The sequence below is a fragment of the Arthrobacter sp. ES3-54 genome (assembly GCF_029504395.1).
Classification (GTDB): domain Bacteria; phylum Actinomycetota; class Actinomycetes; order Actinomycetales; family Micrococcaceae; genus Arthrobacter.
In genome coordinates, this window is sequence record NZ_JAQFIF010000001.1 from 109,940 (window position 1) to 123,627 (window position 13,688).

Genomic DNA, 13,688 nt, shown 5'->3' on the forward strand with positions numbered 1-13,688 from the left:
ATCCTCCATATGGCATATTTGATGGATGGCAGAATTCAAGCAGTCCACCAAGCTTCATAATGTCCTTTACGACATCCGTGGACCGATTCTTCAGGCCGCCCAGCAGATGGAGGCGGAGGGTCACCGGATCCTCAAACTGAACATCGGAAACCCGGCCCCGTTTGGGTTTGAAGCGCCGGACGCGATCCTGGTGGACATGATCCGCCACCTGCCGCATGCCCAGGGCTACAGCGACTCGCGCGGCATTTTCTCCGCCCGCACCGCCGTCTCGCAGTACTACCAGACCCGCGGGATCCAGAACATCCACGTCGATGACATCTATCTCGGCAACGGCGTCAGCGAACTGATCACGATGTCGCTCATGGCCCTGCTCGACGACGGCGACGAGGTCCTCATCCCCACCCCGGACTACCCGCTGTGGACTGCCTCGGTTGCCCTGGCCGGCGGGAAGCCCGTGCACTACCTCTGCGACGAGGAAACCGGCTGGCAGCCGGATCTTGAGGACATGGAAGCGAAGATCACCCCTCGCACCAAGGGCATCGTGATCATTAACCCGAACAACCCCACGGGTGCGGTGTATCCGAAAGCGACGCTGAAAAAGATCGTCGCCCTCGCCGAGAAACACGGCCTGGTGCTCTTCGCCGACGAGATCTACGAGAAGATCCTCTACGAAGACGCGGTGCACGTAAACCTCGCCTCGCTCACCGGCGACGATGTCCTGTGCCTGACCTTCAGCGGTCTCTCCAAGGCGTACCGGGTCTGCGGGTTCCGGGCCGGCTGGATGGCCATCTCCGGGCCGAAAAAGGACGCCGCGGACTACCTCGAGGGCATCAACCTGCTCGCCAACATGCGCCTCTGCGCCAATGTTCCGGCCCAGCACGCCATCCAGACCGCGCTTGGCGGCTACCAGAGCATCAACGACCTGATCCTGCCCGGCGGACGCCTCCTGGAGCAGCGGAACAAGGCCTACGACATGCTCAACGCCATCCCCGGCGTCAGCACGCAGCAGGCCCGCGGGGCCATGTATCTGTTCCCGAAGCTGGACCCTGAGGTTTATCACATCCGCGACGACGAGAAATTTGTCCTGGACCTGCTCCGCGAGCAGAAGATCCTCCTGTCCCACGGCAGGGCGTTCAACTGGGTCCGGCCGGACCACTTCCGGATGGTGACGCTGCCTAACGTCAAGGACCTCGAAGAAGCGATCAACCGCATGGCGGACTTCCTGAGCCGGTACAAGGGGAACTAGGCTTCGGTCAGCAGCGCAACGGGGCTCCTGCCCCGACTACCGCGGCTGCGCCAACCGGAAAGAGGTATTGATGGCAGGCTCCGCGACATTCGATGACCACCCCTCGAAACTCCTGAAGGTCGGGAAGGGTTTTAGCCTGGAGTCGCTGGACCCCGGCTCGACGCCCGGCTACGACGGCGACAAGGCCGACGGAGAGCAGCTGCTGGAGGAACTGGACGGCAAACTCGCCCAGCTCCAGGAACAGCTCTTTGCCGAGTCCCTGTTCGGCGGAACCAAACGGCTGCTGCTGATCCTGCAGGCCATGGACACTGCCGGCAAGGGCGGAATCGTCACCCACGTCATGGGCACCATGAACCCCCACGGTGTCCAGCTGAAGTCCTTCAAAGCACCCACTCCGGAGGAGAAGTCATACGACTTCTTGTGGCGGATTGAGAAGGAAGTGCCGGCGGCCGGGATGGTGGGCGTCTTCGACCGTTCCCACTACGAGGACGTCCTGATTCACCGCGTCCACCGCTGGGCCAGCCCCGAGGAGCTGGAGCGCCGCTACGGCGCCATCAACGAATTTGAGGCAAGGCAGGCAGGGGCGGGGACGAAGATCGTCAAGGTCATGCTGCACATCAGCAGCGACGAGCAGAAGGACCGCCTCCTGGCCCGGCTGGATGACCCCGCCAAACAGTGGAAGTACAGCAGTGGGGACCTGAAGGAACGGGCCTTCTGGGCTGACTACATGGATGCTTACCAGAAGGCTATCGACAAGACCAATACCGATCTGGTCCCGTGGCATGTGGTGCCGGCCAACAAGAAGTGGTACGCCCGCATCGCCGTGCAGCAACTCCTACTGGAGGCCCTCGACGGCATGAACCTCCAATGGCCGGTTCCGGACCTGGACCTGGACATGGAGCGCGAACTGGTAAAGCGGTCCTGAACCGCGGGCCTTGAAGGGCGGGCGCCTAGCCCTTGTCCGCGGCGTGGTCCCGGGCTGCCGCGAGACGCTTGCGGGCGCCTTCGAGCCACTGTTCGCAGCGCTTGGCCAGTGCCTCACCGCGTTCCCACAGCGCGAGCGATTCCTCCAGGCTGGCGCCGCCGGTCTCCAGCTTGCCCACCACTGCGACAAGCTGCTCGCGGGCGTCCTCGTAGCTGAGGGCCTCGATGTCGGCGTTCGGACTGGTTTCTTCTGCCATGTGGATGCTCCTTGGTTGTCGCGGTTTCTGCTTCCGCAGTGTCTGGTCGATGGTCCTGTGCAGTGGTGCAGTGGTGCAGTGGGCCTGCCGGGCTGTCGGCTGGTTCCCGGAGTGACGCCGGATCAAGCGCTGCGTGCCCGGTTTTGGTCAGCTGGGTTAGTCCTCGGCCGGCTCCTGGCCGCCGGTTGATTGGGCGGTGAACCGGCCGCCGGCCACCCGCACCGTAAGGTCCGTGCCGGCGGGCGCCTGCGAGGGGTTCCGCACAACGTCCCGGTGGGTCGCGGAGGCCGTTCCGGAGCCGGCGAGCTGGACCACCGCGTAGCCGCGATCCAGCGTCTTTTGCGGCGAGAGCGCGCGCACCTGCGCCTTGAGGTGGACCAGCTGGTCCGCTGCCCGCACGACGGCGGCGCTGATGGACGAGAGCGAGCGGACCTTGAGCCGTCCGACGTCGTCGTGGCGCTGGGTGATCATGACGTCGGGGGAGAGCAGCACGGGGCGGGAGCGCAGGGACGCTAACCGGTCGCCCTCGCGTTCAACGAGCCGGGTGACTCCACGACGGAGCTGATCCCGGGCCTGCCGGACCCGGACAAGCTCCTCTGCGACATCCGGAACGATCCTCTTCGCAGCGTCGGTGGGCGTTGAGGCCCTGAGGTCTGCGACGTCGTCGAGGATGGGCCGGTCCGCTTCGTGCCCGATCGCACTCACAACGGGCGTGGACGCGTCCGAGACGGCCCGGATGAGCTCCTCGCTGCTGAACGGCAACAGGTCCTCGAGGGCGCCCCCGCCGCGGGCGATGACGATGACGTCAACCACGGGGTGGGCGTCGAGCTCCCGCAATGCCGCGATCATCTGGGCTACGGCTGTGTTGCCTTGGACCGCTACTTCGCGGATCTCGAATTCGACGGCCGGCCACCGCAGGGCAGCATTGCGGAGCACATCCTTCTTGGCGTCAGAGTCCCGGCCGGTGATCAGGCCGATCCGGTGCGGGAGCAGGGGGAGTCGCTTTTTCCGGGCATCGGCAAAGAGCCCTTCAGCGGCGAGGGCCTGGCGCAGCCGCTCGATCCTGGCGAGGAGGTCGCCGAGACCCACAGGCCGGATGTCCTTCACGGACATGTTCAGCCGGCCCGTCTTGAGCCAAAATTCGGCCTTGATCAGGGCCACAACCCGGGAACCGCGTTCCAGCGGAGCGGCCTGGCGGTCCAGCACGGTGGTCCAGACCGACGCCGGCAGCGAGATTTCGGCGTCGATGTCCCGGAGCGTCAGGTACGCGTTGCTGCCGCGACGGTTGAGCTCGATCACCTGCCCCTCAACCCATGCCGAGGGCGCACGGTCGATGTGCATCTTGAGCTTCTGGGACAGCAACTGCAGCGGCCAGGGGTTGTCCGGGCTGGTTTCAGCCGCCGTGGCCGGTAGCGTGGTGGCCGCCGCCACGTCCTCAGACACGCGTGGGCTCCATGGCCGAGGGTGCCCTGTGGAGTGCCTTGTGCATATGCGTGCGTGTCCTTTGCCCGAGGGGGACTGCCGGCGGCCCGCTCCCCCGCGGGAGGGCCGGCCGGCAGCCGGAAGTTGTCTCTTTCAACTCTATCCATAGCTCTACCACCGGGGCCCGACTTTATGGCCGCGCCCTGCCCCGCCCTAGGATGGGAGGGATGCCATCGACCTCCTAGGAATCCCTTGCGCACTTTTGTCTCTGCCGCCGCCGTCCTTGTCGGGCTACTGATGGCAGCCGTCGCCGTTCCAGCCATGTGGGTGGACCGCAACATCGTCCAGGAAGAGGGCTTTGTCGCCCTAACCGCACCGCTGGGCAAGAACCCGGCGTTCCAGCAGCGGCTGGCCACGGCCGCCGTCGATGGCCTGGCCTCCAGCGCCGGCATCCCTGAGGCGCTCACCGAGCTTGCCCGGCCGGTCCTGGACAACGCGGCACAATCTCTCACGGGACTGCCCGGCTACTCCGAGGCCTGGGCGGAAACCCTGCGCAAGAGCCACCGCCTCACGTTCGCCGACCCCAGCACGTTGCCGCCGGAGGTTGACGGCACCTCGTCGCTCACCCTGGATGTCGCACCGCTTGTCGGGCTGGTGGCCAAGCAGGTAACCGAAGCGACCACGCTTCCGCTGGAGGCCCCCGCCCAAGTGCTGATCCATATCGGGCAGTCCAACCAGCGCCAGCTGATCGAACGCGTCACCGTCTTCGCCCCGATGGGCTATGCCGTTGCCGTCGGCGCCGGCATCGCCTTCGTGCTGGCGTTCGTTGCGGCCCGACGCCGGTGGACCGTCCTGGTCGGCATGGGCGTCGGAGCCCTGGTGCTCGCCGGGGCATGGAAGCTGGCCAGCGATGCCGCCAGCGCCGCCGTCGCCGGGACCTCGAGCGGGAACGATGTGGCGGAGCTCTTCAAAAACGAGTTTGTCGCGGCGAGCTCTGCCAGTTTCGGCCAGTGGATCGTCGCCGCCGCAGTGGCGGGAGCAGCCCTGCTGGCCGCAGGTGTGGCTGTCCGCGTAGCCGGGGGCCGCAAACGGGGGCAAGAGTGAACACCGGTAGCATGGGGGCATGACCTCCACCGCTGTTTCCGTTCCGATGCCATCCGTTCCGCGCCGGCGGCGTTCACCGGAAGACGTTCTGGCGGCGGCCCCTGTCGCCGGTCCCAAAAAGGTCCTGCTGGCAGCCCCGCGCGGCTACTGCGCCGGTGTTGACCGTGCGGTCATCGCGGTGGAGAAAGCCTTGGAGCACTACGGCCCGCCGGTCTACGTCCGCAAGCAGATCGTGCACAACGTCCACGTGGTCAGCTCCCTCGAGGAGAAGGGCGCCATCTTCGTCGATGAAACCGACGAGGTCCCGGAAGGTGCCCTCGTGATCTTTTCCGCGCACGGTGTCTCGCCCGCCGTCGTCCAGTCCGCCGAGGACCGCGGCCTGCGTACCATTGACGCGACCTGCCCGCTGGTCACCAAGGTGCACCGCGAAGCCGTCCGGTTCGCCAAAGATGACTTCGACATCCTGCTGATCGGCCACGACGGCCATGAGGAAGTGGAAGGCACCGCCGGCGAGGCTCCTGAGCACATCCAGATCATCAACGGCCCGCACGAGGTTGACAAGGTCACGGTCCGCGACCCGGAAAAGGTCATCTGGCTCTCGCAGACCACCCTCAGCGTGGACGAAACCATGGAGACCGTGCGCCTGCTCAAGGAACGGTTCCCCACCCTGCAGGATCCGCCCAGCGACGACATCTGCTACGCCACCACCAACCGGCAGGTGGCGATCAAGAAGATCTCGCCCCAGGCGGAACTCGTGATCGTGGTGGGCTCCGCCAACTCATCGAACTCCGTCCGCCTCGTGGAGGTGGCACTGGAATACGGTGCCAAGGCCTCCTACCGGGTCGACTTCGCCAACGAGGTCGACGAGACCTGGTTCGAGGGCGTCGCCACGGTGGGCGTGACATCTGGGGCCTCTGTCCCGGAAGTCCTCGTCAAGGACGTGCTCCGGCTCCTGGCCGACTACGGCTACGGATCGGTCGAGGAAGTCGTCACGGCCGAAGAAGACCTCCTGTTCTCCCTGCCGAAGGAGCTCCGGGCCACCCTGAAGCAGGCCGGCGACGTCACCCGCGCCCTCGGCGGCCGCGGCACCCGCCCCGAACAGTCCTAGGTACTGATCAGTCCCAGGCACCGAACCCTAGGCGCCCCCAGGCCGCGGGCTCTTGGCGCTGATCAGTCCTAAGCGCCGAATTCTTGGCGCCGAACAGTCCTAGGCCGCGGACTCTTCGGACTGGTCCCGGGGCTGCAGCTCCGGGGCCGCGACTGCCCGCGGCGTGACCTCGACTGCGGGCGGAGTGACCAGACCGACGGATTCGAGGGCGTTCAGCTTCCTGGCGGTGGGCAGGACCCGGGCCTCAAGGGTCCCGACCATGGAGTTGTACCGCTCCACCGAGGTCTTCAGCGATGACCCCAGCTTGGTGACGTTCTCGCCAAGCGTTCCCATCCGGTCATAGAGCTGCCGCGCCAGTTCGAAGAGCTCCCGGGCGCTGTCCGTCAACACGTCCTGCCGCCACGTGAACGCCACCGACTTCAGCACCGCCAGCAGGGTCCCGGGGGAAGCCAAAACCACGTTCTTGGACAGGGCATAGTCCAGCAAGGCCGGGTCCGCCGAGAGGGCGGCGGCCAGTATGGATTCCGCCGGCAGGAAACACACCACCAGCTCCGGAGAGTTGCCGGGGATGTCCCAGTACTTCTTGTTGCCCAGCGCGTCCACGTGGGCCTTGAGGGCCTTGGCATGCGCCGCGAGGTGAGCCTGCTGGCTGCCCGGCAGCTGCGAGGACTGCTGGCCTGACTGGGAGGCGCCGAGGTCCTGGGCGGCGAGATACGCCGCCAGCGGAACCTTTGCGTCGACAACGAGCTGCTTGTCCCCGGGCAGCTGCACCACGAGATCGGGCCGGAGGCTGCCGTCCGGCCCGGAGCTGTGGGCCTGCCCGCTGTGAACCTGTTCATGGAAATCCACATGCCGCAGCATGCCTGCCGCCTCAACCACCCGGCGCAGCTGGACCTCGCCCCACTGGCCGCGGGCGCTGTTGGAGCGCAGGGCAGACTCCAGCGCATGCGTAGAGCGCAGCAGCTGCTCATCGGACAGCCGGGCCTCCTGCAGTTGCTGGGCCAGCTGGCCGTACTGCTCCAGCCGGTCGCGTTCGAGAAGGGACACCTGCTGCTGCACGGCCGTGAGCTTCTCCGCCACTGGCGCCAGCGCTCGGAGCACACTGCCGTCCTGGTTCCGGGACTCGCCCAGTTCCCGGTTCTGTGCCGCGAGAAGGCGCCTCTCGGCGTCGGCGGCGGCGAACTGAGCGCTGACATCGGAGAGCCGGGCCGATACGCCGTCGAAGTCCTGTTCCACGGCCAGATAGCGCCGGCGGAGCAGGACAAAGACGACGGCGGCGCCCGCAACGGCGCCCGTGAGCAGCATGAGCAGGGCAAGAATCAGTGCAAAAGCATCCATGACTTCACTGTGGCATGCCCCTGTGACAGTTTTGGCTGCGACTCCCGGAACGCCCCGACTTACGCCGATACTGACACCCGGGAATCTGCGCACGGGCCCGCCGCGGAGGCTGCGGCGGCGGCCTTCCCGCCGCCGCCGCAACGATCACCGGCCTGTGCGGGTAGAATATATGCTCGTGGCACTTACTATTGGCATCGTCGGACTGCCCAACGTCGGCAAATCAACCCTTTTCAACGCACTGACCCGCAACCAGGTCCTCGCGGCGAACTACCCGTTCGCCACGATCGAGCCGAACATCGGCGTCGTGAACCTGCCGGATGCCCGGCTTGAAAAGCTCGCCGGCATCTTCGGCTCCGCGCGCCTGCTGCCCGCAGCCGTGTCCTTCGTGGACATCGCCGGCATCGTCAAGGGCGCTTCCGAGGGCGAGGGCCTTGGTAACCAGTTCCTCGCCAACATCCGCGAGGCCGAGGCCATCGCGCAGGTTGTCCGCGTGTTCGATGACCCGGACGTCATCCACGTCGACGGCAAGGTTGATCCCAGCTCCGACATGGAGACGATCAACACCGAGCTGATCCTGGCCGATCTGCAGACCATCGAAAAGGCCATCCCCCGGATCGAAAAAGAAGTAAAGATCAAGAAGCGGGATGCGGCCGAGCTGGCAGCCATCCTGGCGGCGCAGGCAGTGCTGGAACGCGGCGACACCATCTTCTCCTCCATCAAGAGCGACAAGCTGGAAATGGAGCACCTCAAGGAACTCGGCCTGCTGACGGCCAAGCCCTTCATCTATGTCTTCAACTCCGACGAGGGCATCCTCGGCAGCCCGGAGAAGCAGGCGGAACTGCGTGCCCTCGTGGCTCCGGCAGACGCCATCTTCCTGGACGCCAAGCTTGAGTCCGATCTGGTGGAGCTCGACGAGGCAGAAGCCCGCGAGATGCTGGAAATGAACGGCCAGGATGAATCCGGACTGGACCAGTTGGCCCGCGTCGGCTTCCACACCCTCGGACTGCAGACCTACCTGACGGCCGGCCCCAAGGAAACCCGGGCATGGACCATCCGCCAGGGCGACACCGCCCCGCAGGCGGCCGGCGTGATCCACTCCGATTTCCAGCGCGGCTTCATCAAGGCCGAGGTCGTCTCGTTCAATGACCTCGTCGAGGCCGGCTCCATGGCCGAGGCGAAGGCCCGCGGCAAGGTCCGGATCGAAGGCAAGGAATACGTCATGGCCGACGGCGACGTGGTTGAATTTAGGTTCAATGTGTAGGTCCTGACCTCCCTGAAACCTTTTTGCGATGGCCGCTAAGAACACGTGTTCTTGGCGGCCATGCGCTTTTTGCCACCGGTTGCAAAGTCGAAATGATGCCGCCCGCATTTTGCTGCATAACGAACGAGTGACCAAACTCGTGGCCGCAATCAAGGTCGGTCAAAAGACTTAAGGCACCGTTCTTGCCTGGCGTTGGATCCGCTCTGCGGGCGCGCCCGCAGAGAACGACTCAACGTGACACAGCCTGCGAAGCCCGTAGCCGTAATTCCCTTAGAACAGCGGCCAGGGCACCGCTGACATCTCACCGCTCGGAGCCGGAAATCGCCCTGCCACGCGCAACCGGGCGCAGCGCGCGGCTAGCGATCCGATTTCTTCGGCGCTGAGCAAGTCCGCCAGGTTTCGGCCCAGCCCACTGTGCAGTCCTTCGCTGACACGATCGATGCCGTCGCGTTCCTCGGCGGTCAGAGCGTCTCCCAGCCATCCCCACAGCACCGTGCGCAGCTTGTGGTCACGGTGAAAGGTGAGCCCATGGTCCACGCCGTGCCGGTGTCCGTCCGTCATGGCAAGAATATGGTCGCCTTTGCGGTCGGCGTTGTTGACGACCATGTCGAACACCGCCATGCGTCTGAGCGCTGGCGAGTCTTCGTGAACGAGGGCGACCATCCGTCCGTTCTCATCTCGTCCCTCGAGAACGTGTTTCCAGCCCGTCTCCGGCATGTGGTCCGTCGCGACCAGGTTCACGGCGCTTTGGGCGGGGTCTTGCTCCTGCCAGAGCTGCACCATTCCTTCGCCCATCGGACCATCGCGCAGCCAGGTGTGCGGCACGACGTCCCAGCCGAAGACCTGCGAGACCAGGTAGGCGGCCACCTCCCGGTGAGCCAGGGTGCCGTGGGGAAAATCCCACAGCGGACTTTCGCCTGCTATCGGCTTATAGACGACCACCACGTCGCCGATGCTGCCCAGAAATGTAGCGTTTGAAGCCGTCGTGATGCGGCCGGTGAGCGTCAGCTCGGCGGTCACTAGGTCCGGCGCTGGCATCAGACCTCGGGAAGGGTGCAGATGTGCCCGTCGGCGTCTATGGGGTAACCGCAGAGCGGGCACGTCGGACGCCCGGCGCCCACGATCTCACGGGTGCGCTTGGCGAATGCGCGGGCGGTGCCGACCGGCATTCGCACCAGCAGCATTTCGGGCTCGTTAGCGCCGTCCTCATCAAGCGATTCGTCGTTGTCATCAGCATCGACATCGGTGATGGGGTAGGCCTCTATTACGACCTGGGCCGTGGTTGGGTCCCAACCTAAGCTCATGGCGCCGGTGCGAAACTGCTCCTGAACGGCCTCGAGCTGGTCATTGTCGACAAGTTCAATGGGAGTACTCGTGGGAACGCTGAAGGGGTTGCCCTCGACTGTGATGAGCTGGTCGAGAATTTCGTCGATCTTCTCCGCGAGCAGAGCCGACTGCTGCTTCTCCAGGGCAATGCTCACGATCTGCGTCCCTGCGCGCACCTGCAGGTAGAACGTGCGCGCCCCCGGAAGGCCAATGGTGCCAACGACGACCCGATCAGGCCAGGCAAACTCGTGAACACGTGTAGGCATGTCAGTATTTTAGGCACATGAGGTTCATGGCGCCTTTTGCCCTGCACCGCCGCCCACCGGCGCATCGCCAGAGTGGATGCCGTTCGACAGCCACGACAGATCACCCGCGTCGGTGTTGGTCGCGTAGACGCTCGGCCGACTAGCGCCGTAGTGCACGATCGATACGGAGGCGGGGCCCACGTTAATACGCTGGAACAGGTCAAGGTGCATGCCGAGCGCGTCGGCGAGGATTGACTTGATGATGTCACCGTGACTCACCGCCACCCACACGGCCCCTGGCCCGTACTCGGCTTCGAAGGCTGCATCGTGGCGTCGAATCGCTGCCACCGACCGAGCCTGCATCGCGGCCATGGATTCACCGCCGGGAAAGACGACGGCGGACGGTTGCGACTGCACAACCGGCCACAAATCCTCGGTCGCGAGATCACTGAGCGTGCGGCCCTGCCACTGGCCGTAATCGCACTCGGTGAGATCGAGATCGACCGGCGCGTACGGCGTGCCAGCCTGGCGATCGAGGATGAGCTGGGCGGTCTGCTGACAACGCTCAAGAGGGCTCGACACCACCCCGACTACGGGCACGGCCGCGAGCCGGTCTCCGGTCAGAGCCGCCTGGTCGCGCCCGATCTGGTCCAGGCTGACGCCGACGGCCCGACCGGCCAGCAGTCCAGTGGCATTGGCTGTGGTGCGGCCGTGCCGCACGAGAATAACTGTCGCCATCCACCCAGCCTAGCCACGCGCTCGATGGCGGTGTGAACCATACCGGGTCGCGCGTCGAACAGGCAGATAAAGCACTGGCGGAACCCTTCAAGCACGCGGGGCGCTCAAAGCCGCCCAGACGGACTCGGCAGGCATTGACCAGCTCATGGCCGACACAGCAAAACCGGAAGAACCGGCACAGCCAGCACCCCCGGCCGAAGTCGACCCCCGCATGGAGGACGTCCCGTGCCCGCTCCGCGTCGGATCCAGTAGTTCCCGCCCTCGAGCTCGAGCGGGAGCTCAGCAAGGGACCGAAATGGTGGGAGGTCCTGCGCGGTGAAGCGAAGGCCGGACATGCCGGGCCAAAGTCGGCTTCCAGCGTGGCCGAAGATCTCCACGCAGTCGCAATGGAAGTGACGCGTCGCATCGCCATCGCGGAAACCCAGGAGGTCAACGCGTGAGCGCTGAACCTACACCCGGACGGCCCGCCCTCGGGTTGCCCCTGCGACGCACCGCAGCACCGGCCGGCGAGGCACCGCTGGCCCGGATGCTCCCCGGACACCGGCCGGAAACGCCAAAGAAGGCAGAACCCACAGAAACCGAAACAGCGAATATGACGGTGAGTATCCCCGCCGCGCTCCAGAACCGGGCGCGGGCCGCGTACCGGGCGACCAGCTACGCCGAAGGGGATAACACCTGGAGTCACTTCGTAGCGAAAGCCATCGAAGCAGAGACAGCCCGCCGCGAAGCCGAACACAATGCCGGTGCGATGTACCCGTCCTGGGGTGAAAATCTTCCCGGCGGCAGGCGACTCAAAGACAGCTGAAGCAACACGGCCTGACCCTCTCCTGCGGGGTGCGGTCTGGCTCGATCGGCGCCGTTCCCGGTAGATCGCCGACGCCCACTGATTGGTTCGGCGCCGATGAAGCCGAAGTTGCTTGAACCCGTCGGCGCCGGTGGGCCAGGCGTCGAACGTCTAGCCAATTACAAAGAACTTGAGGAAGTTCGACTTGGTTCTCCAGGTGGCCGTAAACCCGTCCGGGAAGGAGTAGATGCCGCCGGCGACGAGCTCGATCCTGTCCCCGTCGGGGGTTTCCAGTTCGGCTTCGCCCTCGATGACGTGGAAGGTGTCGGAGCCGGTGACGCGGTAGGGGAGTTCTGCGCCCTCCTCGGGGCCAACCCTCCACAGTCCGGCCATCGGGGCTCCCTCTCCCTCCTGGCGGAGCCAGTGGACCTCTCCGGCCTTCAGGCCGTCCTCGAGGTGTTGTTCCCATGACCCTGCGGTCAGGGAGGAGCTTCGGTATTCAGTGGTATTTTCCATGGTTCCCTCCAGGAAGGCGTGGCCGGCGGTTGCGCGGTCAAAGGTGGTTGACGATGTCCCCGGCGACTCGCTCGCCGGATTGAATCGCGCCGTCGAGATAGCCGATGTTGGCGTCGGCCGTTTCGGTGCCGGCCCAGTGGATCCGGCCGACCGGCTCGCGCAGGGCGGGCCCAAAGGCGGTCAGGGCGCCCGGGGTGGGCATGGCCCAGTACGCTCCCCGCTGCCAGGGCGCGGCCGGCCAGGACCGTTCCACATACTCGGTCGGCTTGTTCGCCTCGGGTCCCAGATAGGTGGCGAGATCTTCAAGGACGCGGGCGCGTCGCTCTTCGGGTGAACGCTCGGCCCAGGCTTGGGCGTGGCCGCCCCCGAAGAAGCCCACCATGCCGCCGGTTTCGACGCCCGGGATCGAATGGTCCATCCACAAGCCCGTGGCCGTTCGATCGGAGAGGATTGATCCGCTGAGACCCTTGGCGCGCCAGAACGGCGTCTCATAGGCGACGTGTACCTTGATGATGCTGCCCATCGGCATCCGCTGGGTGAATGCGTCCCGACGCGGGGGCATCGGGGGAGTGTAGGAGATCCGAGCGGCCATCGGCGGGGCAGTAGCCACCACGGCCCACGCTGCGGTCCAGACGCCGGCGTCAGATGTGACCGTCACCCCGTCGTTGGTCTGCGCGATCGACCGTACCGGCGCGTTCACGATGACCGCGTCGCCGAGCCCTCGGCCATCTTCGCGGCCAGCTGCCAGGCGCCGCCCACAAAGAGGGTCTCTTGGGCGCCGCCAACGGTGCCGATCATGTGGCCGATCCCTTCGTCCGCAGCGGCGTAGTACATGACGGCAAACGGTGACAGCTGGCCGGGCTGGACGCAATATACTGTCTGCGCGATCAGCCGGAAGACGGCCCGCGCCGGCTCCGAGGTGGTGGCACCCAGCAGCCAGCTCTCGAACGTCTGGGCGTCAAGGCCGTCCGCGCCCTCCATGGCCCACGGTGCGCCGACGTCGATCTTGCCGGCCACGGCCTCCAGCTCGCCCATCAGCTTGTTGAACTCTTCGAGATCTGTGGGCTCAAGGGGAAGGTCTTCGCCTTCCTTGTAGCGGGCCTCGAGCCCCGTGATGTCCATGATGTGCTCGCCCCCGACGTACTGCGGATAGGTCTTGACCCCTAATTCCTCGGCCAGGGCCAGCAGGTGGGTCTGGGAACTCGCCGCCCACTGCCCGCCAAGGTCCACGACATACCCCGCGAGACTTCCAGGCATGGATCGACCGCCGACGCGGTCGTCGGCCTCAAGCACGACAACCGAAACACCGGCCTTTCTGAGGTTCCGGGCGGCGGTAAGGCCCGCGAAGCCGGCCCCTACCACGACAACATCGACATGAGAGGACTGATTATTCATGGTGAGTCTCCTTTTTGCTGCAGA

15 protein-coding genes are annotated in these 13,688 nt (G+C 65.6%); 6 read left to right on the forward strand and 9 right to left on the reverse strand.

What is annotated here, in order from left to right; translation table 11 throughout:
- Positions 1 to 25: 25 nt before the first annotated feature.
- Positions 26 to 1,246 carry a pyridoxal phosphate-dependent aminotransferase gene (locus M2428_RS00650; protein ID WP_277522555.1) on the forward strand — a complete coding sequence of 407 codons (1,221 nt, stop codon included), beginning with the start codon at positions 26 to 28 and terminating at the stop codon, positions 1,244 to 1,246.
- 70 nt (positions 1,247 to 1,316) lie between these two features.
- Positions 1,317 to 2,171: a PPK2 family polyphosphate kinase gene (locus M2428_RS00655; protein WP_277522557.1), complete on the forward strand. Its 855-nt coding sequence runs from the start codon at positions 1,317 to 1,319 to the stop codon at positions 2,169 to 2,171.
- A gap of 25 nt (positions 2,172 to 2,196) precedes the next feature.
- On the opposite strand, the gene M2428_RS00660 is transcribed toward M2428_RS00655, so the two are convergent.
- Both M2428_RS00660 and xseA read right to left on the reverse strand, forming a co-directional pair.
- Positions 2,197 to 2,427 (reverse strand): exodeoxyribonuclease VII small subunit, encoded by a 231-nt coding sequence (locus M2428_RS00660; RefSeq protein ID WP_277522559.1) that lies wholly within the window; start codon positions 2,425 to 2,427, stop codon positions 2,197 to 2,199.
- Positions 2,428 to 2,583: 156 nt separating this feature from the next.
- On the reverse strand, positions 2,584 to 3,870 hold the full coding sequence (xseA, locus tag M2428_RS00665; protein ID WP_277522561.1) for an exodeoxyribonuclease VII large subunit: 1,287 nt from the start codon (positions 3,868 to 3,870) through the stop codon (positions 2,584 to 2,586).
- 231 nt (positions 3,871 to 4,101) lie between these two features.
- Between xseA and M2428_RS00670 the strand changes: the two genes are divergently transcribed.
- Together M2428_RS00670 and M2428_RS00675 are read left to right on the forward strand one after the other, a co-directional pair.
- Positions 4,102 to 4,953 carry a hypothetical protein gene (locus M2428_RS00670; RefSeq protein WP_277522562.1) on the forward strand — a complete coding sequence of 284 codons (852 nt, stop codon included), beginning with the start codon at positions 4,102 to 4,104 and terminating at the stop codon, positions 4,951 to 4,953.
- 19 nt (positions 4,954 to 4,972) lie between these two features.
- Entirely contained in the window at positions 4,973 to 6,061 is a 1,089-nt protein-coding gene (locus M2428_RS00675; RefSeq protein ID WP_277522563.1) for a 4-hydroxy-3-methylbut-2-enyl diphosphate reductase, read from the forward strand.
- A 99-nt stretch (positions 6,062 to 6,160) separates the two neighbouring features.
- Here M2428_RS00675 and M2428_RS00680 read toward each other — a convergent pair whose 3' ends face one another.
- Positions 6,161 to 7,399 (reverse strand): DNA recombination protein RmuC, encoded by a 1,239-nt coding sequence (locus M2428_RS00680; RefSeq protein ID WP_277522565.1) that lies wholly within the window; start codon positions 7,397 to 7,399, stop codon positions 6,161 to 6,163.
- A gap of 175 nt (positions 7,400 to 7,574) precedes the next feature.
- Between M2428_RS00680 and ychF the strand changes: the two genes are divergently transcribed.
- On the forward strand, positions 7,575 to 8,660 hold the full coding sequence (gene ychF / locus M2428_RS00685; RefSeq protein ID WP_277522567.1) for a redox-regulated ATPase YchF: 1,086 nt from the start codon (positions 7,575 to 7,577) through the stop codon (positions 8,658 to 8,660).
- 270 nt (positions 8,661 to 8,930) lie between these two features.
- On the opposite strand, the gene M2428_RS00690 is transcribed toward ychF, so the two are convergent.
- Genes M2428_RS00690 through M2428_RS00700 form a run of 3 tightly spaced genes read right to left on the reverse strand, consistent with a single transcriptional unit; the run spans position 8,931 to position 10,969 of the window.
- A complete protein-coding gene (locus M2428_RS00690; RefSeq protein ID WP_277522569.1) occupies positions 8,931 to 9,698 on the reverse strand; it encodes an SCO1664 family protein in 768 nt (255 codons plus the stop codon).
- A complete protein-coding gene (locus M2428_RS00695) occupies positions 9,698 to 10,252 on the reverse strand; it encodes a DUF3090 domain-containing protein (protein WP_277522571.1) in 555 nt (184 codons plus the stop codon). The genes M2428_RS00690 and M2428_RS00695 overlap by 1 nt, the downstream gene beginning before the upstream one ends.
- Positions 10,253 to 10,276: 24 nt before the next feature.
- Positions 10,277 to 10,969 (reverse strand): MSMEG_4193 family putative phosphomutase, encoded by a 693-nt coding sequence (locus tag M2428_RS00700; protein ID WP_277522573.1) that lies wholly within the window; start codon positions 10,967 to 10,969, stop codon positions 10,277 to 10,279.
- A gap of 436 nt (positions 10,970 to 11,405) precedes the next feature.
- On the opposite strand from M2428_RS00700, the gene M2428_RS00705 reads away from it, so the two are divergent.
- Complete coding sequence (locus tag M2428_RS00705) at positions 11,406 to 11,774, forward strand: hypothetical protein (RefSeq protein WP_277522575.1); 369 nt, start codon at positions 11,406 to 11,408, stop codon at positions 11,772 to 11,774.
- 150 nt (positions 11,775 to 11,924) lie between these two features.
- Here M2428_RS00705 and M2428_RS00710 read toward each other — a convergent pair whose 3' ends face one another.
- Genes M2428_RS00710 through M2428_RS00720 form a run of 3 tightly spaced genes read right to left on the reverse strand, consistent with a single transcriptional unit; the run spans position 11,925 to position 13,664 of the window.
- Positions 11,925 to 12,269: a cupin domain-containing protein gene (locus M2428_RS00710; protein WP_277522577.1), complete on the reverse strand. Its 345-nt coding sequence runs from the start codon at positions 12,267 to 12,269 to the stop codon at positions 11,925 to 11,927.
- Between the two features lie 37 nt (positions 12,270 to 12,306).
- The gene (locus M2428_RS00715) at positions 12,307 to 12,969 is read right to left on the reverse strand and encodes an FAD-dependent oxidoreductase (RefSeq protein WP_277522579.1); all 663 of its coding nucleotides are present in this window, start codon (positions 12,967 to 12,969) and stop codon (positions 12,307 to 12,309) included.
- Positions 12,966 to 13,664, reverse strand: a complete 699-nt coding sequence (locus M2428_RS00720; protein ID WP_277522581.1) for an FAD-dependent oxidoreductase — start codon at positions 13,662 to 13,664, stop codon at positions 12,966 to 12,968. The genes M2428_RS00715 and M2428_RS00720 overlap by 4 nt, the downstream gene beginning before the upstream one ends.
- Between the last annotated feature and the right edge of the window lie 24 nt (positions 13,665 to 13,688).